This is a genomic window from Vibrio sp. 1-Bac 57 (assembly GCF_037546855.1).
Lineage (GTDB): Bacteria > Pseudomonadota > Gammaproteobacteria > Enterobacterales > Psychromonadaceae > Psychromonas.
The window spans coordinates 110,950-131,600 of record NZ_JALAAC010000010.1 but is presented as its reverse complement, the minus strand read 5'-3'; the positions used below and the strand labels follow the sequence as shown (position 1 = coordinate 131,600).

The window sequence follows — 20,651 nt, the reverse complement described above, 5'->3', positions numbered from 1 at the left end:
ATTTCGGATTGCAACATTAATACAGTTCTTTAGTTTATAGTGGCGGATGTAGCTCAGTTGGTAGAGCCCCGGATTGTGATTCCGGTTGTCGCGGGTTCAAACCCCGTCATTCGCCCCATCTTTTCTCGATGTAAAATTGATATCTCGGTGATTAGCGCAGCTTGGTAGCGCATCTGGTTTGGGACCAGAGGGTCAGAGGTTCGAATCCTCTATCACCGACCACCTTTAAGAATCCTGCTTAGCGTTATTGCTAAGCAGGATTTTTTCGTTTCTGAACCTCTAAATACTCGGTGATTAGCGCAGCTTGGTGGCGCATCGTCGCGAAGCGAATAAAGAGTTGGACCAGAGGGGCTGGTTTATAGGTTCGAATCTTCTATCACCGACCACATTTGAATAACCCGCTTAGCTCTATGAGTTAAGCGGGTTTTTTCTTTTCTACAGCTTTTAAAAACTTTCTTGCATTGGCTTGATCTTAAAGACTTGCTCAGACACAAAGCTGTCGCTTTTTCGCTCCGTCTATCACCGACCACCTTTAAGAATCCTGCTTAGCGTTATTGCTAAGCAGGATTTTTTCGTTTCTGAACCTCTAAATACTCGGTGATTAGCGCAGCTTGGTGGCGCATCGTCGCGAAGCGAATAAAGAGTTGGACCAGAGGGGCTGGTTTATAGGTTCGAATCTTCTATCACCGACCACATTTGAATAACCCGCTTAGCTCTATGAGTTAAGCGGGTTTTTTCTTTTCTAGAGCTTTTAAAAACTTTCTTGCATTGGCTTGATCTTAAAGACTTGCTCAGACACCAAGCTGTCGCTTGAAAAGATTGCTCATAGATGAAGCTGACGCTTCTTCGCTGCTCCATCTATCACCGACCACATTAAAAAATCCCGTAACATTAATTTGTTACGGGATTTTTGCATTTTAGAGATATAAGGTTCCTGCATTGGTTTGACCTTAAAGGACTTCTCAGACACAAAGCTGTCGCTTCTTCGCTGCTTCGTCTATCACAGACCACATTAGAAAAGCCTGTAATACTTAATCGTGTTACAGGCTTTTTGCTTTCCTGAACCTCTGAAAACGTTCTTTCAATGGTTTGATCTTAAAGGACTGCTCAGACACCAAGCTGTCGCTTCTTTGCTGCCGTACCTCGGACCAAACAGATATAAAGATCTACTTTATTTCAAATACTCGGTGATTAAGATTGTTCCTCTACTATATCTATAAGGCTGTTGCGCTGACTATTTAATAAGGAGCTTTAACAATATGCTTACTCTGTAAGCTAAATATTTCTGCTATAGCCATTTTGATAAATAACTATATATTCCCTATTCATATTTTTTACTATCAATGTTTATTCACTATTAAGAGCTTTTCATTATTAATATCTATCCATTATTAATATAAAGAACATAGGCTGATTGTTGGTTGACTCAGTATTGGCTAATTATTGCTTGGATCAGTATCAGAGACGTTGTTGTCTATTTAATGTAATTACAAATCAAGTAAAAGCAGAAAAAACTTAAATGAGATCTTATATTTCTGTTTTTTCTGCTTTGCTAGAGGATTATTTTTAGACAAAAGGAATAAGTAGACCGGATTAATCAATTTTAAATTGCAATTTTTAAAAAAAATAAGGTTAAATTTCGTTAAATCAGAGAAATAAAGTTAATGCTTTGTTGTTTTTTAACATGAAAATAACAAAATAACAAAAAAACGGACACTTCTCTTATGTTTTCAATTTAAGTTTCATTGTTTTTTGAGATCCAAGTCAAATTATTATTCTTTTATTTGCTTAAATTTGTGACATTTCGTCATCTAACTGCGTTTGCTGTTTCCGCCTTGAGTTTTGTGTGGTAATTTTATTCCGCACTTAAACATCTGTGGTGTGTAAATAACCAACATAATGTTATTACACCGGATTTAGACAGAATTAAGTAATTCAAGGATTCAATTAATTTAAATTTAATTTTAATAGCAACAAGGTGATGGACAATGAAAAAGACAATTCTAGCTACAATAGTTACTTCTTTATTCGCAGCAACTGCAGCACACAGTGCAACAGTATACGATGCAAACGGCATGACGTTTGAAGTTTACGGTGACGTTGAAGTTCAAGCCAGAAAAGGCACTGAAGATAATGCCCACAAGACAATTAATATTGACGATTCTGACTTCGGTTTTAAAGTTGGTTACGATATTGGTCACGGTGTTACTGCCATTGGTGTTGTTGAAGTTGACGGTGAGAACGATGATAACAAACTAACAATGGATGACGCTTATGTTGGTTTAAGCTCTGCTAAATGGGGTACTTTAACAGCAGGTCAACAAGTTACAATCGCAGATGACCAAGGTATCGGTAACGATTACGAGTTTGGTATCGATAACTCTTCTCAAAGTTATACTGACGGTAAGCAAGTTGTTAAATATACATTAGATAAAGGTAACTACTACGGTGGTATCTCTTACCTAGTTAATACTGATACAGGTGCTGATGATTTTAACTCTCTTGATGCTAAATTAGGTGCACGTTTTGGTGGTCTTGATTTAACAGTGTATTACGGTAACGCTGATACAGAAACTAGTGCTAATGTTGCTTACAATTCTGAAAGTGTAATTTTAGAAGCGCGTTATGCATTTGAAGACTTAGAATTAGCTGCTTCTGCAGGCTCAACTGATAATGACTCTGCTCAAGCTGATTTAACTAGCTTTGGTTTAGCAGCTGTTTATACTGTTGACAAAATGGCTTATTCTGCCGCTTGGTCTTTAGTTGATACAGATAGCTCTGGCGTTGATGATGTTAATAAATACTTTGTAAATGCTGCTTATTCTTTCAACAGCAGTGTTACAGCATATTTAGAAGTTGCTGGTGATGATACTGATGATTCAGAAATCGGTTATGCTGCAGGTATGGCTATATCATTCTAAGCTAACTTTATTGTCTATCAGGCGACTCAATACCTGAATACATAATAAAAATTGATAACTGCTTATTCAACTTGATTGGGTAAGCAGTTTTTTCATTTTAGTGCTTTTGTTTCTTTAATTATTTCTGCATTTTCCTTTCACTTATAACTGAATCCAGGTTTTGTTTTACCTCTATAAAGACCCATTTACTTTCATTCTTGTTTTCAGGCCGTTGCCTACACTCATACTTTATTTTCTTGATTGTTGCTTTTCACTTCTCTTTTGTTGTTATCAATCATTCGTACCTTTCTTTTTCTATACAATCGACACAAGTGACATTTTATTAATACATCCGAAGGGTGATATTTTATACTCGATGCTGATAGTCTAGTGTCTGTTTTTATTTTATAGCCAATGATGGGGTGAGTATTTTTATGAGCATTGTTATGAGTTTAGTTGACAAGGTATTGATGGCACCAGAGGGACCTTTATTTTCTAAGTTAATTCAAGGGTATTGGCGTTTAGGCGCTTGGGATATGACAGTGCAACAGCGTTTAACCTTTTTAAAGCAACATGTAGAGTTAGGTATTTCTACGGTGGATAATGCTGCTATTTATGGTGATAGCGAAGTATTATTTGGTGAGGCATTGGCATTAGCGCCTGAGATGCGAGAGCAAATTCAAATTGTATCTAAGTTTGGCATTAATGGTATTGCCGCGGCAGAAGGTGAGCATCGAGTTTCACATTATGATAGTAGTAAAGCTGCGATCATTCGCTCAACGGAAAACTCATTACAACGTTTGGGTGTTGAACAGTTAGATGCCTTATTAGTGCATCGTCCTGACTTTTTGATGGATGCGGATCAAGTGGCAGAAGCTTTTAGCGAACTTAAGCAATCGGGAAAAGTGAAACACTTTGGTGTGTCTAATTTTACTACATCCCAATTTGAACTATTACAATCCCGTTTGAGTGAACCTTTAATCACCAATCAGGTTGAAATCAATCCCATTAATTTTGATGTTATTGAAAATGGAGTTTTAGATCAGCTACAGCAACAGCGCGTGCGTCCAATGGCTTGGTCTTGTTTAGCTGGTGGGGCTATCTTCAATGCGCAAACGCAGCAAGCCCAACGCTTACGAGTTTGTTTAGAGCTATTAGCACAAGAACTAGGTGCAACGTCTATCACACAAGTGATTTTTGCTTGGGTACTAAAGCATCCTTCAAACCCTGTTGCATTAATAGGTTCAGGTAAAATAGAACGAGTTAAAGAGGCTGTTGCGGCGTTAGCTTTGAAAATGAATACTGAGCAGTGGTATCGAGTCTGGGTTGCTTCAAAAGGTTTTTCTGTGCCTTAGCTTCTGTCTATTAACTACAGCACCTTAAATACAGCATCTTAAATACAGTACCTTAACTTCTGAGCCTTAATGACTGTCGCTTAAGTATTATGTGCAAATTGTTGTGTTATAAGTTGAGGCTCTAAATTGAGTAAAAACGTTAAAACCAGTGTTAAAGCATTAAAAAACTGCATTGCACTGGTTTTTTATTTCCTTAACCTAACCATTCATATTAATTCAATGAGCAGTTTTACTGCGAAGATTAATAAAATAATACCCATTACTCTATCAAACCAATGACCATGGTTTATAAATTTCTGACGAACACGTTGTTGTGAAAATAAAAATGAAACTAAGCAAAACCATGCTGCGGTTGAAATGATGATCCATAATCCGTATATAGATTGTACTATTAATGGTGTATTGGCACTGACGATGGTAGTGAAAATAGCGAGGAAAAAAAGCGTTGCCTTAGGGTTTAATACATTGGTCATAAAACCAATCATAAATGCTTTTTTTTGCTGCTTAGGATCATTATCCACGGCAATAGAGGCGGATTGATCTAGGTTAGGTTTACTACGTAATAAATTAATGCCTAGGTAAGTAATATAAGCGGCCCCTAATATTTTAGCGGTGGCCATCAGATATGCTGATTGAGAGATTAATAAACCTACTCCTAATAATGTATATAAAACATGTACAGAAATACCAGATCCTATTCCTAAACTGGTTATTATTGCTGTTTTGCGGCCAAAACTTATACTCTGCCTGAGTACAATCGCAAAATCAGGTCCTGGGCTCATGACTGCTAGAAGGTGGACAATGGTTAACATCATAAATTCTTGAAAGTACGGCATATTTAACTCTTAAATCTAATTGCTGAGGGAGTAATGAATCGATTATGATAACGTGTCTTTAATTATTTTCATAAGGTTAAATCATGACTTATTTAACACAATTTCCAGTACCTTTGTTAGGTTTTGCTGCCTTTAGTGGAACCGGTAAAACAACATTAATAGAACAACTTATTCCATTATTAATTGAACAAGGCTTACGGATCGCATTAGTGAAGCATAGCCACCATGATATTGAAATGGATAAGCCTGGTAAAGACAGCTACCGTTTACGAAAAGCGGGCGCTTCACAAGTGGTTATAGCAGGCACACATCGCTCTATTTGTTTTCACGAGCATGAACAAGCACACGATAGTCAACTAAGTGAACAGCTTGCATTATTAAATACACAGGCTTTGGACTTAGTGCTAGTGGAAGGTTATCGAGACCAAGCTTTTCCTAAAATAGAGCTGCACCGTAGCGTGCTACAAAAGCCATTCCTCTATACAACTGATACTAATATTATTGGCCTTGTGTGCGATCAACCTATCGATGCAGGTAATTTGCCCTTATTCGACTTTACGCAATTACAAAAGATAGTGTCGTTTATTTTAAATGAAGTGATTGCGGCTCCTAATAACAAGCCAGCTAAGTAAAAAGCGTATAAAAACCGGACTTATAATTTGAATCTACGTTTTATTAAAGAAACCTTTAGTCAACAAAGGTTTAAATCAGTTAATTTTCGACAATGTTAATTTTGCCAATATTAATTTCGACAGAGTTAAGCTTTGTCTTGTTGCTTGGCAAATGCAGCAATTAAAAGTTGTTGGCTGTTTTGCGCAGGTAGCTGTTGTCGAGACTTGCCAAGCAGATAGTTTTCTTTAAAGGTAGAAAATAATAATGTTAGCAGATATGCATTGTCTGTTTCACCTAAGCTATCCAATACCAAACTGGCGACTTCAGCCGTTGCTAGTTGACACTCTTTAGTCGCTTTACGCATTATATATTGTGATAGTTTTTCCGGTGCAAAAGATAACACTGGAAACTGATCTAGGTATGGGCTTTTACGAAACATTTTTTTAGCTTGCGCCCAGGTGCCATCCAATAAAATAAACAAAGGTCGTTTATCTTTGAGAATAGAGGGGATAGATGACTCAATGGGTAACACTCTTTCTTGCGCTGCATATTCGGCAGGAAATATAACAATAGGGCACCATTGTGGATCTGCTAGCAACGCTAACATTTTTGTATTGGGTTCAGTACGAGACCAGATATAAGCGTGTGTATCTGTAATAAGATCTGCGATTAAACGTCCCGTATTACTTGGCTTTAAAATCTCATCATCATACATCAATAATAAAAAAGCACTTTGGCTATTGACAGTTTTTTTGATTGAACAAATACATAAGTAGGGAAGTAACATGCAGTGTTTACAGCGTGCAATACTACCGCCTCGCGCTAGAAAAGGACGTGTGCTTTGACTTAAACGATGGTCGTATAAAGAATGAAGTGCATGGATTCGCATAATGAGCTCTATTGTTGATAGGCTGCGATTATACGCAAAAAACCTTATTGAAAAAGGGGAACTCGCTGAAAGAATGCATTTGCTGCTAAGTAAGCTGATAAAAAGTAAGTTGGCTGTCAAAGTACAATGATGAATACTAAAAAAGGGATGTTATAAAGCATCCCTTTGATTTTTAGAGGTATCTTATATAAAGGTGATTCTCATCTTTTTTATTGTTGATGAGATGGTAAATCGTTACTTTCAAAAGAGTCTGCAAATTCATGATTACGATCTCGATGCTTTGCTTCATCTTCACGCGCAATCGGGTGACTTGTGAGAAAACTGGTTTTAAGTGTTATTTTTGAAATGATGGAAATTTGATATGGAAAGTTAGTTATTTGAAGTGGTCGTTAACAAAAAGCATGTGTATTACTAAGTTAGGGCATAAAAATGTCCACTATTATTCTCATTATGAAGCAGATACAGTACCTACATCTGTAACAGTATCTGTACAGTAAAATTTACAGCGGCAGGTTATATTACGGTCGCTATTTGTTTTGTGATTTAAAAGGAAGGCAGTTATGAATATACCCGATGATTTTATAAATTATAAAAGTACGCCTCTATTCACTAAAAGTAATATTCCCAAACTATTTTTATTTGAACACAATACTAAGGCTGGAGTGTTTGGTAAAATATGTGTTACTTCCGGTCGTTTAAAGTTTTATGGATTCAGTGAACGACGTGGTTTAATAGAGCAAGAGATTATTATTCCTGCTGGAGAATCTGCAATTTCACCTCCTGAGTATTGGCATAAAGTAGAATTTTTAAGTGATGACACAGCATTTGAAGTGAAATTTTATGCACAAAAAGACTCTGACATCGTGAAGCAAAACTTATCTGAACGAAACTAATTAGTTTCTACCTCATCGTTATATATAAACAACTGAGATTTTAATGGCTGAAAAAAAACGTATCTATATCGCTTATACTGGTGGCACTATCGGTATGAAACCTTCTAAAAATGGTTTTATTCCCGTTGCTGGTTATTTATCTGAAACGATTAAAAATATGCCTGAGTTTTACCATCAGGATATGCCTGAATTTGAAATTCATGAATATGAACCTTTGATTGATTCTGCTGATATTTCACCGCAGGCATGGCAGGTTTTAGCAACGGATATTCAAGATAAATACCATGACTTTGACGGGTTCATTATTTTGCATGGCACCGATACTATGTCTTATACGGCCTCTGCATTATCGTTCATTTTTGAAAGTTTGAGCAAACCTGTGATCATCACTGGTTCACAAATACCCCTTTCACAATTGCGTTCAGATGCTAGAGCAAACCTATTAAACTCTTTGTATATTGCTGCCCATCATCCTATTAATGAAGTCTGCATATTTTTTAATAATCAATTATTTAGAGGCAACCGCACCACCAAACAACATGCCGACGGTTTTAGCGCATTTGTGTCGCCTAACTACCCAGTGCTGTTAGAAGCCGGAATTGAGATTAGAAACGTAGCCGGCAAAAAACAAAAGTCGATTAATACTCGATTGACGATTGGTAAGATTGAGCAACAATCAATTGCAATATTGCATCTTTTCCCCGGGTTAGATTGGCAAGTGTTAGACAACCTATTAAAAAGCCCGTTACAAGCGTTGGTTTTATTAACCTATGGAGTAGGGAATGCACAGCAAGACCCGCAATTATTAAATACTTTAAAAGAGGCCAGTGATCGCGGTATTTTAATTGTTAATTGCAGCCAATGTCTAAAGGGTAGTGTCAATATGGAAGGTTACGCAACCGGCCATGCTTTAAGCGAAGCAGGTGTGATTAGTGGCTTAGATATGACCACAGAATCTGTGATTGCTAAGTTATATTATTTACTCAGCCAAAAGTTAACCTACAAAGTAGTAAAAGAGTTATTAACTACTGATTTACGTGGTGAATTAACATCATTTAATTAGTCATTATCCTCGTTCGCTAAGTTGCGGCTTACTCAGCCGTCATTTATATAGCCGCAGTTTAGGTAGTTGCAGTTTATGAAGTTGGGAATCAGTTGCTGTTTATGAACCTGCTATCTCCAACTCAGTGAACGGAGATGTTTTTAAATGTTTCAATTAAGGTATCGATCATTTCCTGTGCAGCAATGGAAAGTGGTACCTTAGCTTTTGTGATGATACCCACATGACGAGAAATTATTGGTGCTGAAATAGGCAAGCAAATAGCACCTTGCTCGCGCATTTGCGCTTCGCATAAAGCAGGTACTACAGCGACACCTAAGCCCTGTGAGACCATTTTTCCCACGGTTGCTAATTGGTGGGCATCAAAAGCCACGTGCAACTCCATCCCTTCTTTAGATAAAGTACTTTCTATCAAGTGACGAACACTTGAAGGTTTTTGTAAGGTAATAAAATCGCATTCAAGTAACTGTTTCCATGTGAGTTCTTTCTCATTTTTGAGCGAACAATTATGATGCATTACGGCAATAAAACGATCATTAAATAACGCTTGAAAGTTTAAATCTTGAGTATTTTCTGGCTCAAAGGAGATGCCCATTTCAATATTTCCCGCTCTCACCATTTCCACAACCGTATCAGTTAATACATCGTGAATTTCGATGCTGATGTTAGGATTTTTTTGTCGGTAATACATCAATACTTTGGGCATTAAAGAAGCTGCAAAAGACGGCATAACTGCGACCGCTATTTTACCCCTATCTAATGTAAATCTCTGTTTTAGCTCATTTTCTACCTTATCCCATGCATCGACTAAGGATTTAGCCATAGACAGTAGTTTTTGTCCTTCTGCGGTTAACAATGTACTCCTTGTAGTACGAGTAAATAAGCGTCCTCCTAAGGAGTCTTCTAAGCTCTTAATCGACAAACTTACCGCTGGTTGTGACATGTGTACAAGCTTGCTTGCTTCGGCAAAACTTTGGGTATGTGCAACGGCTAAAAAAATACGAAGTTGTTTTACATTCATAACAAAACCAAATTAATAGATAAAAATAATAAATTTATTTAATTAATGAGTATGAGGCACACTGTTGAAAATTAAAATGACGTTGTATTTAAAGGTGGATCTATGGCTGGTTTCGACAAAGTAGTGACAACATATGAAGATGCTCTTAGTGGTTTAAAAGATGGCATGACGGTGATCGCTGGTGGTTTTGGTTTATGTGGTATTCCTGAAAACCTGATTGCTGAGATTAAGCGGCTACAAACAAAAAATCTGACCATAGTATCGAATAACTGCGGTGTAGATGGTTTTGGTTTAGGCATTTTGTTAGAGGACAAGCAAGTTAGCAAAATGGTGTCATCGTACGTTGGTGAAAACGCTTTGTTTGAGAAACAGCTACTTAATGGAGAGCTGGATGTAGAGTTAACTCCACAGGGAACTCTAGCTGAAAAAATGCGCGCTGGTGGTGCGGGTATTCCCGCATTTTATACCGCAACAGGTGTTGGAACCCCAGTTGCTGAAGGTAAAGATACACGTTTTTTTGATGGTCGTGAATATCTGCTAGAAGAAGCAATCACAGGCGATTTTGCAATTGTAAAAGGCTGGAAAGCAGACCGCTACGGTAATGTAATTTATCGTCATACGGCACAAAATTTTAATCCAATGGCGGCAACCGCAGGCAAAATTACCGTGGTTGAAGTAGAAGAGTTAGTTGAAGTTGGGGAGCTTGATCCTGCTCATATTCATACGCCGGGTATTTATGTCGACCGCGTTATTGTTGGTACCTTCGAAAAGCGTATTGAAAACTGTACTACCAGCGAATAATTCCTTTTAGTCCAATACATACTTAATTCAATACATGCTTAGTTCAATGCATATTTATAGGTGATTTTATGGCACTTTCTCGAGATCAAATGGCAATTCGCGTGGCACGTGAATTACAAGACGGTTATTACGTTAATTTAGGAATAGGCATTCCCACTTTAGTGGCTAACTTTATACCCGATGGTATGCAAGTGATGCTGCAATCGGAAAATGGTTTATTAGGAATGGGGGCGTTCCCTAGCGTTGAAAACGTCGATGCAGACATGATCAATGCTGGTAAACAAACAGTTACGGCAGTGCCTGGCAGTTCTATTTTTTCATCTGCAGAGTCATTTGCGATGATCCGTGGTGGGCATGTTGATTTGACGGTATTAGGCGCATTTGAAGTGGATGTGAGTGGCAACATTGCCTCATGGATGATCCCGAATAAATTAATAAAAGGCATGGGTGGTGCAATGGATTTAGTGGCTGGCGCTGACAATATCATCGTTACCATGACACATGCCTCTAAAAATGGAGACTCTAAGTTATTAGATGTTTGTTCATTACCTTTAACTGGCAAAGGTTGTATTAAGAAAGTATTAACTGATTTAGCTTGGTTAGAGATTGAAAATAATGCCTTTGTACTTAAAGAACGTGCGCCGGGTGTATCGGTTGAAGAAATTAAAGCTAAAACCCAAGGTCGTTTGATCGTGCCCGAGCATGTTCCTGAAATGGTGTTTTAACTAGGTCGTTATGTTTAGGTAGCTAAATAACTAAGTAGCTATGTTTAAGTAAATAGCTAAGTTGATTTAAGTAATTATTCGAATAAAGAGGTCACTATGGAAATTGTTATTGTTGCTGCGGGTCGTTCTCCGATTGGTTCTTTTAATGGCAGTTTGTCATCATTAAGTGCAGTCGAATTAGGCCGTCAAGTATTAGCATCAATGTTAATCAAGCAGCCTATCATCAAGCAACATATTGATGAAGTTATCTTAGGGCAAGTATTGACTGCGGGTTGTGGACAAAATCCTGCTCGTCAAACTGCAGTTCACGCAGGCCTTGATCACGCTGTTTCTGCAATGACCATTAATAAAGTCTGTGGCTCTGGTTTAAAAGCAGTTCAACTAGCCGCACAAGCGATTGCTAATGGCGATGCGCAAATGGTAGTGGCGGGTGGTCAAGAAAGTATGAGTCAAGCTGCTCATGTTTTACCACAAAGTCGACATGGTAAAAAAATGGGGGATTGGTCATTAGTTGATTCCATGGTCAGTGATGGTTTATGGGATGCTTTTAATGATTACCACATGGGACAAACAGCTGAAAATATTGCAGAACGTTGGGCATTTTCTCGCGATCAACAAGATACCTTTGCTGCGCATTCGCAGCAAAAAGCTGCTCAAGCACAAGCCGCAGGTCAGTTTGTTGATGAGATCGTGCCAATCTGTATTCCTCAGCGTAAAGGCGACTCCATTATTGTTGAGCATGATGAGCAGATACGCCCTAACAGTACTGCGGAAGGGTTAGCTAGGTTGCGTCCTGCTTTTACAAAAAATGGAACCGTGACCGCGGGTAATGCTTCGACGCTTAATGATGGCGCAGCAATGGTGATCGTGACCTCTAAAGAAAAAGCAGAACAGCTAGGTTTACCTGTATTGGCCACTATTGTTGCCTCCGCAAGTGCCGGCGTTGACCCAGAAATTATGGGCGTTGGCCCAATTGAAGCGACTAAAAAAGCATTAGCAAAAGCTGCGTGGACGGTTGCAGATTTAGATGTGGTTGAAGCTAATGAAGCGTTTGCAGTACAAGCGATGACCGTTAATCAAGAGCTTCAGCTTGATACCAAAAAAGTCAATGTAAATGGTGGTGCGATTGCATTAGGGCATCCTATTGGTGCATCGGGCTGTCGTATTTTAGTGACGTTATTGCATGAAATGAAGCGTAGCGAACATAAGAAAGGGTTAGCCACACTTTGTATTGGTGGCGGAATGGGCGTAGCGATGCTGGTATCTCGTTAAGTCTTTACCATTGGTTTTATTCGCATTAACTAGCATTTTATTGATGTGAATAAGGCCTCAAATAAATAATGTTTCGGTCTGCAAATTATCCGTTTTAAACTCAATTGTCGGTAACCATCTTATCGGTCGCCACGGCATAATCTGTACCAAAAAAAGCAAAATACCCCAACACTATAACGATAATAATGATGTTTTTATTAATGCATTTAGTTAATGGGTCGTTAATAAAGCAACATTGATAGTGAACATATTGACTATTACAAAACCGATAGCTATCGAAAAAAGATAATTATCACAACAACGATATAATAAGGAAATTTTATGAATACGAACGTAGCACAACTCAGTGTATTACAAAGACTCAGTAAGTTTTTTGTGACTCTACTTCAACGTTACCTTCCGGATCCCTTTATTTTTGCGATTGTATTAACCCTAGCGGTTTTTGTATTGGTGATGCCGAGTACAGGGCAAAGTCCAATACAAGTTGTTGATGCGTGGGCTGGTGGATTTTGGAAATTATTAACCTTCTCAATGCAAATGGCGATGGTCGTTGTGACAGGGCATGCCATGGCCAGTGCTCCCGCTTTTAAAAGTAAACTAGCGGTACTAGCTAGTATTGCTAAAACACCAAATCAAGCCATCTTATTAGTTACCTTTATTAGTGCGATTGCCTGTTGGATCAACTGGGGATTTGGCCTCGTTGTTGGTGCTATTTTCGCGCGTGAAATTGCTTCTCGTGTAAGGGGAGTGGATTACCGTCTGTTAATCGCTTCTGCTTATAGTGGTTTTTTATTTTGGCATGCGGGCTTATCTGGTTCGATCCCATTAGCGTTAGCAAGTGGTACTAACTTGAGTGCTGTGACGAATGGCGCGGTAACTTCTCCAATTCCAACATCTGAAACGATTTTCTCAACCATGAATTTGACGATTCTTGCCGTGATGTTAATTGCTATTCCAATTTTGAATCGTTTAATGCATCCCGTTGGAAAAGATATTATCACTATTGATTCGCAATTATTAAAAGAGCAATCTGCACTGCAGGGTACTGGGCAAGCTAAAGATTCAAAAGGCAGAAACTTTCAAGGTAAAGAGTTACAGGCTGAAGCATTAAACGATCAAGAAACGGACTCTCAGGAAAAAATGACACCTGCAGAACGTTTGGAAAATAGCCGTGTGTTGTCAATGTTACTAGGAGCAATGGGCTTTACTTACATTATTTATTATTTTATTAATAATGGTTTTGCACTTAATCTTAATATCGTTAACTTCACCTTCCTATTCTCTGCAATCTTGCTACACGGAACGCCTAAGAGTTTATTAAGTTCGGTTTCACAAGGCGCTAAAAACTGTTCAGGCATATTATTACAGTTCCCATTCTATGCAGGTATCATGGGTATGATGACTGCAGTGGGCGATTCAGGAAATTCGTTAGCAGGTATTATTTCAGCGGGTTTTGTTTCAATCTCAAATGAAACAACATTCCCTGTGTTTACCTTTTTAAGTGCTGGGATTGTAAACTTTTTTGTACCATCAGGTGGTGGTCAATGGGCTGTTCAAGCACCTATTATGATGCCAGCAGGTGCTGCATTAGGTGTTGATGCTGCGAAAACTGCGATGGCCATTGCTTGGGGAGATGCATGGACGAATATGATCCAACCTTTTTGGGCATTACCTGCGTTAGCAATTGCAGGATTAGGGGCTAAAGATGTGATGGGATACTGCATCATGGCGTTATTCGGCTCTGGCGTTATTATTTCACTTGGTTTATTAGTGTTTTAATTAAGCCATTTGTTCATTAACCTAATCATTCATTAAACCATTAAATCATTAACTTAAATATATAATATGCAATCTATGCCTACGATACTAAATTAGCTTTTAGTGTTGTAGGCATAACTAATCATTAACATTAAACAGACTACTATTAGATTCCTATTTAATTATTTAATTATTTATTTGTTTAGCTTTCTTATTCTGTATTAACAACGTTTCCATTAATATCATCTTCATTAAAGGTGCCTTTCATTAAGTGTGCGGTTACAAACTCAGTAAACACTTTTAAGCGAGAGGGCATATATTTATTCTGGGCATATTGCATTGCTATTACACCCGCGTAGTTTCCTTTGATTTCCCAATCTGAAAGTACCTCAATCACTTCATTATTTTGTAACGCATTTTTAATCACAAAGTCAGGGAATATACCAATCCCAAAACCATCTTTTACACCGTTTAAACGCATCTGAGAATGGTTGACTGCATAGCGCCCCGATACTGCTATTACGTGTCTTTCATCCTGTTTCATAAATTCCCAAATATGATCGATAGCAGTCTCACCTAAATACAAACAATCATGCTCTGACAATTGTTGTGGGTGAGTCGGACAACCTCTTTTTTTGATATATTCAGGGCTTGCACAAAGCTTTAAATTAACTTTGCCAATCTCTTTCATAATCAACCCTTCAGTGGGTTTATCGGTTAAGCGAAATACCACATCAATCCCTTGCGCTATCATATCGATATCACCGTCTGATGCTCTTAGTTTTAGTTGAATTTTCGGATATTTGGTCAAAAAAGGAGTGACTAGTGGCTGTAATACAATCGTTAAAAAGGCTTTTGGTGCGGCAACCGTTAACGTTCCAGAGGGGACGGTATGTTCTAAACTAGAAATATCGATTGCCTGCTGAGCGGCCTCAACGATGATAGTCGATTGCTGGTATATTTTTTTTCCCGCATCGGTGATCAATAAGCGGCGCGTGGTTCGCTCAAACAACTTGACCGATAATGCACTTTCTAAACGTGTGATTAATTTGCTTAAAGCAGAAGGTGTTACTCCTAACTTTTTCGCTGCCGTTGTAAAGCTTCCTTCATTGACAACAACAATAAATGTGGCCAGATCAGGTAATAATGCAATCAGTTTATTTGTGACCATAATTCATCAATGGTTTTCCATTTTAGGGGCTAATAGTTGTAATCGGTTTCAATTAGAATCAATTTATTCGGCTTTATTATACTTTTTATAACCAACATTAATATGTCGTTTTCTATAGCAATGTTCTATATGAAAAATTCCATATAAGAGATTAACGACTGAAGCCATCACAATAAAAAATTACTTAAGCACTTATACTTGAGCAATGACAACTTAAAGAAGGAAAGTTTATGTCTTCTACATTTTATGCACAAATCAAAACACAAATAGAAACAGTGAAGAATGAAGGATTATACAAGTCTGAACGTATCATTACCTCAGCTCAAAAAGCTTCTGTTTCAATCTCTACAGGACAAGAAGTGTTAAATTTTTGTGCTAATAACTATTTAGGTTTAGCTAATCATGAAACGCTTATTCAAGCGGCGAAAGAGGGGATGGATGAGCATGGTTTTGGGATGGCATCGGTACGTTTCATTTGTGGTACACAAGATTCGCATAAAGTATTAGAGCAAAAACTGTCTACTTTTTTAGGTAAAGAAGACACCATTCTTTATACCTCTTGCTTTGATGCTAATACCGGTTTATTTGAAACTATTTTAGATAAAGAAGATGCGATTATTTCAGATGCATTAAACCATGCTTCAATCATCGACGGTGTCCGTTTGTGTAAAGCAATGCGTTTTCGTTATGCCAACAACGATATGACAGAACTTGAGCAACAGTTGATTGCCGCTAAAGAAGCAGGTGCTCGCCATACATTGATCGTGACGGATGGTGTGTTCTCAATGGATGGCGTAGTGGCAAACTTACCTGCCATTTGTGACTTAGCTGATAAATATGATGCACTAGTAATGGTTGATGATTCTCACGCAGTTGGGTTCATGGGCGAAAATGGCGCAGGCACACATGAATACCATGATGTAATTGACCGCATTGATATTATTACCGGCACCTTAGGTAAAGCCATGGGCGGCGCCTCTGGTGGTTATACTTCAGGCAAAAAGGAAGTAATTGATTGGTTACGTCAGCGATCTCGTCCGTACTTGTTTTCTAACTCGGTTGCACCTGCGATTGTTTCAGCATCGATTCGAGTACTGGATTTACTCGCTGAATCTGGGCACCTTCGCAGTAAACTATGGGAAAACTCAACGCACTTCCGTACACGTATGGAAGCGGCTGGTTTTACGATGGGAGGAGCCGATCATGCCATTATTCCTATTATGCTAGGTGATGCAAAAGTTGCCGCGGAGTTTGCTGAACGCGCTTTAGTATTGGGTATTTACGTGGTTGCTTTCTCTTTCCCTGTTGTACCTAAAGGAAAAGCACGAATTCGTACACAAATGTCAGCGGCACATTCCCGTGAACAGCTTGATACTGCGATTGATGCGTTCATTAAAGTTGGACAAGAGATGGAGTTAATTGGTCATGAAAATTAAAGCGTTAGCTAAATTAAAGCCTGAACAAGGGTTGTGGATGACGCAAGTTGAAAAGCCTGAAGTTGGCCATAATGACTTGCTTATTCGCATTAAAAAAACAGCAATTTGTGGCACAGATATCCATATTTACAATTGGGATGAATGGGCACAAAAAACGATACCTATTCCGCTTGTAGTTGGTCACGAATATGTAGGTGAAGTGGTTGGCATGGGGCAAGAGGTTCGCGGGTTTAATATTGGCGATCGGGTTTCTGGAGAAGGGCATATAACTTGCGGACATTGCCGTAATTGCCGTTGTGGACGTACTCATCTTTGTCGTAATACAAGTGGAGTGGGCGTTAACAGAACAGGGGCTTTTTCTGAATTTTTAGTATTGCCTGCGTTTAACGCGTTTAAGATCCCTGATCAAATATCTGACGATCTTGCTTCTATTTTTGACCCCTTTGGCAATGCAGTTCATACCGCGTTATCCTTTGATTTAGTAGGTGAAGATGTTTTGATCACAGGCGCTGGGCCCATTGGAATTATGGCTGCCGCTGTAGCAAAACATGTTGGCGCTCGTCATGTGGTGATCACTGATGTTAACCAATACCGTTTAGATCTTGCAAAAAAAATGGGTGTAACACGTGCTGTTAATGTCAAAGATGAAAAACTGGAAGATGTAATATCTGAACTGGGTATGACAGAAGGTTTTGATGTTGGTTTGGAAATGTCTGGTAACCCAACTGCGTTTAATAGCATGTTAAAAAATATGAACCATGGCGGTAAAGTCGCTCTATTAGGTATCCCACCTGCAGAGATGGCAGTGGATTGGAATCAGGTTATATTTAAAGGTTTAGTGATTAAAGGTATCTACGGTCGAGAGATGTTTGAAACGTGGTACAAAATGGCCAGTCTTATTCAATCGGGTTTAGATTTAACGCCTGTAATTACACATCATTTTAGTGTTGATGATTTCCAAAAAGGCTTCGATATGATGCGTTCAGGTAAGTCAGGTAAAGTGATTTTAGATTGGGAAAAATAACTGCTTTATCACTGATTTAACTTGCTGAGTTTAGCAGTTAACTTTTAGTGCTTACTTTATAGTATTTGTCTTTTTTTAGTCGAGAATGCTCAATACTGGTAGCATACTTATACCATTCCGAAAATTAATCGGAATGGTATAAGCTCATTTTATGAGAAGGTTAAACTTGGTTGATCAACATTACTCGTTGCTACTTTACGTCGATCAGTCAGCTCTGTGTATTCTGAGCTAAGAATTGTGTCGACATAATGCCATTGACTTTTAACTTTCTCTTGAGTGAAGGTGAGTGTTAAAAAGCCTCTATCTTTAGCATTTGAATATTTAAGTCCTTCAATCAAAGACACAAAACCATCCTCTGTGCTTTCTATTGCATCGTCGCTAATACTTAAATAATACTCAAGACCAGGGGAGGAAATAGAAGCCGTTGCAAACTCCACACCAACAACTTTATCATCGCTATTAGATAACTCATTTGCCCACGCATTATGCGTATCGCCGGCCACCACAACTAAATTTTTTGACGCGTCATTAAAGATGGCCAAGATTTTATCTCTTTCTGTCGCATACCCATCCCATGCATCTAAGTTATATGGCAGTTCTGGAAAAGATAATAAACTAAGTGCATCAGCCGTGAGTTTATCTGCATTAGCTTCATAGTAAGTCTGCTCATCTGCGGTTATGGTAGAATCTCCTGCTTTAATGCGCCCAGCTAACAAAGCTAATGTACCTAACTCAGCATAATCAGTTGTACTCATGGCATTTAATGCAACTGCACCCGGCAACTTCATTGCACCCATCAATACTTGTTGACCTAATAATTGCCAGCGCCCATTGTTGACGCTCACACTATCTTTAAGCCATTGTAATTGCTCCGCGCCCAACATAGTTCTTTCAGTTTCATAGAGATCTTTGTTAAACGTTGCTTCATCAAACAAAACACTACCATCGAAATAATCAGCGTAATCGAGTTGTTTTTCTCGTGCTAGAACCCGTGTATCTAACATATATAAATCAACGAGATCACCAAATGAAAATTGGCGGTAAATTTCTGCATAATTACCTTCACTCCAAGGTCGAATAGGTAACCATTCAAAATAAGCTTGTAACGCTGCGAGTTTACGATCGTCAAAACTGCCTTCATCCTCATTATGATTTGCAGCTCCTTCACTCCAGGTATCATCAGCTACTTCATGGTCATCCCAAACGGTAATAAAAGGTACTTTACTGTGTAAGAGTTGTAAGTCAGGATCGCTATGATATTGAGCGTAACGAGTACGATAATCGCTTAAACTAAAGATCTCAGTTGTCGGCAGTACTTGACGATCTAATGTCTCCGCATTATCACTTCCATACTCACCTCGGCCATATTCATAAATATAATCACCGAGATGTAAGATGGCATCTAAATCATCTTGTTGTGCCGCTAAGTTATAAACGTTAAAAAAGCCTGCAGGATAGTTTGCACAGGATAATACAGCTAATTTAACGGATTCAGGCGAACCATCAGGTAAGGTTTTAGTGGTACCAATTGAAGATGTTGTGCCATTACTGATGAAACGATAATAATAAGTTGTGCTAGCCGAAAGACCGATAGCATCTACTTTGATTGTATAATCTCTTGCTGCACTGGTGGTGGTATTACCGGTGTTAACTAGTTGAGTGAAAGCCTGATCTATAGCTATCTCCCAAGACACGGTTATCTCACCATCGCTACTTGGTGTTATACGTGTCCACAAAATAACGGTATCCGTTAAAGGATCACCACTGGCAATACCATGGTTGAAGCTAATACTATTTTTTGTTTGCTTGTCATCATCATCAATAGCACAGCCCATTAAACCGTATGATACAACGGCTGCACCTGCACCTTTTGCTGTTAATATGAGGAAGTCACGACGAGAAATAGAGCCTTTCATTCACTTTATCCTTCTGTATGTAAAAACGAGTAGTCTAGAGTGAGTGTGTGACAACTAAATGATAAAATAGTTAGTTATTTCATCATTTAGTTGCTGTTTCACATTACAGATAAAACTGAGAGAAGTGAGTACCTTAGGTTGCTTATGATAATAGGTGCCTATTATAAAAGGCACCTATTATAAAAGATTATCTATTATAAAAATTCTTTCCAATGTTAGAAAATAAGACTGTTACTTATAGTGACTGTAACAATCATTCTTCAGTTAAATTTTCAAATAATCTATCACAGCCTTTTTTTAATTCGAGTAGTTCTTGTAGAGGTAATTTTGCTTTACATAACATCTGTTCTGGAACGGCTTCTGCTTGTTTTTTTAAGTTGATACCTTGCTCAGTTAAAAATATTTCGCGTACGCGTTCATCGTCTTCACCGCGTTTTCGCATTAATACTTGCTTACTTTCAAGGCGCTTTAATAAAGGTGTTAAGGTGCCTGAGTCTAAATGTAATATCTGCCCAAGATCTTTTACATTGATACCGTTATTGCTCCAAAGCACAATCATCACTAGATACTGAGGATAAGTTAAGTCTAGCGCTTTTAACATCGGGCGATACGCACGAACAATGGCATTAGCTGTGCTGTATAAAGAGAAACACAGTTGCTTTTCAATGGCTAAGTTAGAACCAGGTTCTACTATTGAACAGTTATTAGCTGAGCAATCATTAGTTGAACTATTATCAACTAAATTATTACCAACTTCTTCACCTTCACTCACTTTCAAATCAACCTTATCGTTACTCATATTCAATCCGTTAAATAATTACATTGTGCACAATATACTTGCGTTATCGTTTCAATGCGAGATATAATTGCCGCACAATTAAGTTGTGCGCAATTTAATTAGAATGATAATTATTTCGATGTGCCATATTTGATCAATATTTGGCCCATGTTGTTTCCATATTTGATCAAAATGTAATGCTGA

Annotated in this window: 17 protein-coding genes and 4 tRNA genes; 15 read left to right on the top strand and 6 right to left on the bottom strand. The window is 38.3% G+C overall.

What is annotated here, in order from left to right; all coding sequences use genetic code 11:
* The first annotated feature begins 42 nt into the window (after positions 1–42).
* From MT391_RS09075 to MT391_RS09050, 6 genes are all read left to right on the top strand, one after another.
* Positions 43–118: transfer RNA gene (locus MT391_RS09075), tRNA-His, on the top strand.
* A gap of 27 nt (positions 119–145) precedes the next feature.
* Positions 146–222 (top strand) — tRNA-Pro (locus tag MT391_RS09070).
* Positions 223–288: 66 nt separating this feature from the next.
* A tRNA-OTHER gene (locus MT391_RS09065) sits at positions 289–386 on the top strand.
* Between the two features lie 209 nt (positions 387–595).
* Positions 596–693 (top strand) — tRNA-OTHER (locus MT391_RS09060).
* A gap of 1,295 nt (positions 694–1,988) precedes the next feature.
* Positions 1,989–2,921, top strand: a complete 933-nt coding sequence (locus MT391_RS09055) for a porin (protein WP_499497666.1) — start codon at positions 1,989–1,991, stop codon at positions 2,919–2,921.
* A 425-nt stretch (positions 2,922–3,346) separates the two neighbouring features.
* A complete protein-coding gene (locus tag MT391_RS09050) occupies positions 3,347–4,255 on the top strand; it encodes an aldo/keto reductase (protein ID WP_499497665.1) in 909 nt (302 codons plus the stop codon).
* A gap of 206 nt (positions 4,256–4,461) precedes the next feature.
* Here MT391_RS09050 and MT391_RS09045 read toward each other — a convergent pair whose 3' ends face one another.
* Complete coding sequence (locus MT391_RS09045) at positions 4,462–5,091, bottom strand: LysE family translocator (RefSeq protein WP_499497663.1); 630 nt, start codon at positions 5,089–5,091, stop codon at positions 4,462–4,464.
* Between the two features lie 83 nt (positions 5,092–5,174).
* Between MT391_RS09045 and mobB the strand changes: the two genes are divergently transcribed.
* Entirely contained in the window at positions 5,175–5,723 is a 549-nt protein-coding gene (mobB, locus tag MT391_RS09040) for a molybdopterin-guanine dinucleotide biosynthesis protein B (RefSeq protein ID WP_499497662.1), read from the top strand.
* Between the two features lie 125 nt (positions 5,724–5,848).
* Here mobB and MT391_RS09035 read toward each other — a convergent pair whose 3' ends face one another.
* Entirely contained in the window at positions 5,849–6,592 is a 744-nt protein-coding gene (locus tag MT391_RS09035; RefSeq protein WP_499497660.1) for a tRNA-uridine aminocarboxypropyltransferase, read from the bottom strand.
* A 560-nt stretch (positions 6,593–7,152) separates the two neighbouring features.
* On the opposite strand from MT391_RS09035, the gene MT391_RS09030 reads away from it, so the two are divergent.
* Positions 7,153–7,485, top strand: a complete 333-nt coding sequence (locus MT391_RS09030; protein ID WP_499497659.1) for a TehB family protein — start codon at positions 7,153–7,155, stop codon at positions 7,483–7,485.
* Between the two features lie 43 nt (positions 7,486–7,528).
* Entirely contained in the window at positions 7,529–8,548 is a 1,020-nt protein-coding gene (ansA, locus tag MT391_RS09025; protein WP_299667943.1) for an asparaginase, read from the top strand.
* 121 nt (positions 8,549–8,669) lie between these two features.
* Here ansA and MT391_RS09020 read toward each other — a convergent pair whose 3' ends face one another.
* Entirely contained in the window at positions 8,670–9,566 is an 897-nt protein-coding gene (locus MT391_RS09020; RefSeq protein WP_166372533.1) for a LysR family transcriptional regulator, read from the bottom strand.
* A gap of 102 nt (positions 9,567–9,668) precedes the next feature.
* Here MT391_RS09020 and MT391_RS09015 point away from each other — a divergent pair, with 102 nt between their 5' ends.
* The 4 genes from MT391_RS09015 to MT391_RS09000 all read left to right on the top strand — a co-directional run bounded on the left by MT391_RS09015 (position 9,669) and on the right by MT391_RS09000 (position 14,143).
* Positions 9,669–10,367 (top strand): CoA transferase subunit A, encoded by a 699-nt coding sequence (locus MT391_RS09015; protein ID WP_166372534.1) that lies wholly within the window; start codon positions 9,669–9,671, stop codon positions 10,365–10,367.
* A 68-nt stretch (positions 10,368–10,435) separates the two neighbouring features.
* The gene (locus tag MT391_RS09010) at positions 10,436–11,092 is read left to right on the top strand and encodes a 3-oxoacid CoA-transferase subunit B (protein ID WP_166372535.1); all 657 of its coding nucleotides are present in this window, start codon (positions 10,436–10,438) and stop codon (positions 11,090–11,092) included.
* Between the two features lie 96 nt (positions 11,093–11,188).
* A complete protein-coding gene (locus tag MT391_RS09005) occupies positions 11,189–12,364 on the top strand; it encodes an acetyl-CoA C-acetyltransferase (protein ID WP_499497657.1) in 1,176 nt (391 codons plus the stop codon).
* A 321-nt stretch (positions 12,365–12,685) separates the two neighbouring features.
* Positions 12,686–14,143, top strand: coding sequence for a short-chain fatty acid transporter (locus MT391_RS09000; protein WP_499497655.1), 1,458 nt, complete (start codon positions 12,686–12,688; stop codon positions 14,141–14,143).
* 190 nt (positions 14,144–14,333) lie between these two features.
* On the opposite strand, the gene MT391_RS08995 is transcribed toward MT391_RS09000, so the two are convergent.
* Positions 14,334–15,293: a LysR family transcriptional regulator gene (locus tag MT391_RS08995; RefSeq protein WP_499497653.1), complete on the bottom strand. Its 960-nt coding sequence runs from the start codon at positions 15,291–15,293 to the stop codon at positions 14,334–14,336.
* Positions 15,294–15,523: 230 nt separating this feature from the next.
* Between MT391_RS08995 and MT391_RS08990 the strand changes: the two genes are divergently transcribed.
* On the top strand, positions 15,524–16,729 hold the full coding sequence (locus tag MT391_RS08990; protein ID WP_499497652.1) for a glycine C-acetyltransferase: 1,206 nt from the start codon (positions 15,524–15,526) through the stop codon (positions 16,727–16,729).
* Positions 16,719–17,753 carry an L-threonine 3-dehydrogenase gene (gene tdh / locus MT391_RS08985; RefSeq protein WP_499497650.1) on the top strand — a complete coding sequence of 345 codons (1,035 nt, stop codon included), beginning with the start codon at positions 16,719–16,721 and terminating at the stop codon, positions 17,751–17,753. Before MT391_RS08990 ends, tdh begins: the two co-directional genes overlap by 11 nt.
* 149 nt (positions 17,754–17,902) lie before the next feature.
* Here the strand turns inward: tdh and MT391_RS08980 are convergent, their stop codons facing one another.
* Both MT391_RS08980 and ohrR read right to left on the bottom strand, forming a co-directional pair.
* Positions 17,903–19,669 carry an alkaline phosphatase D family protein gene (locus tag MT391_RS08980; protein ID WP_499497648.1) on the bottom strand — a complete coding sequence of 589 codons (1,767 nt, stop codon included), beginning with the start codon at positions 19,667–19,669 and terminating at the stop codon, positions 17,903–17,905.
* A gap of 253 nt (positions 19,670–19,922) precedes the next feature.
* Entirely contained in the window at positions 19,923–20,468 is a 546-nt protein-coding gene (gene ohrR, locus MT391_RS08975) for a transcriptional regulator OhrR (RefSeq protein WP_499497646.1), read from the bottom strand.
* Positions 20,469–20,651: the final 183 nt, after the last annotated feature.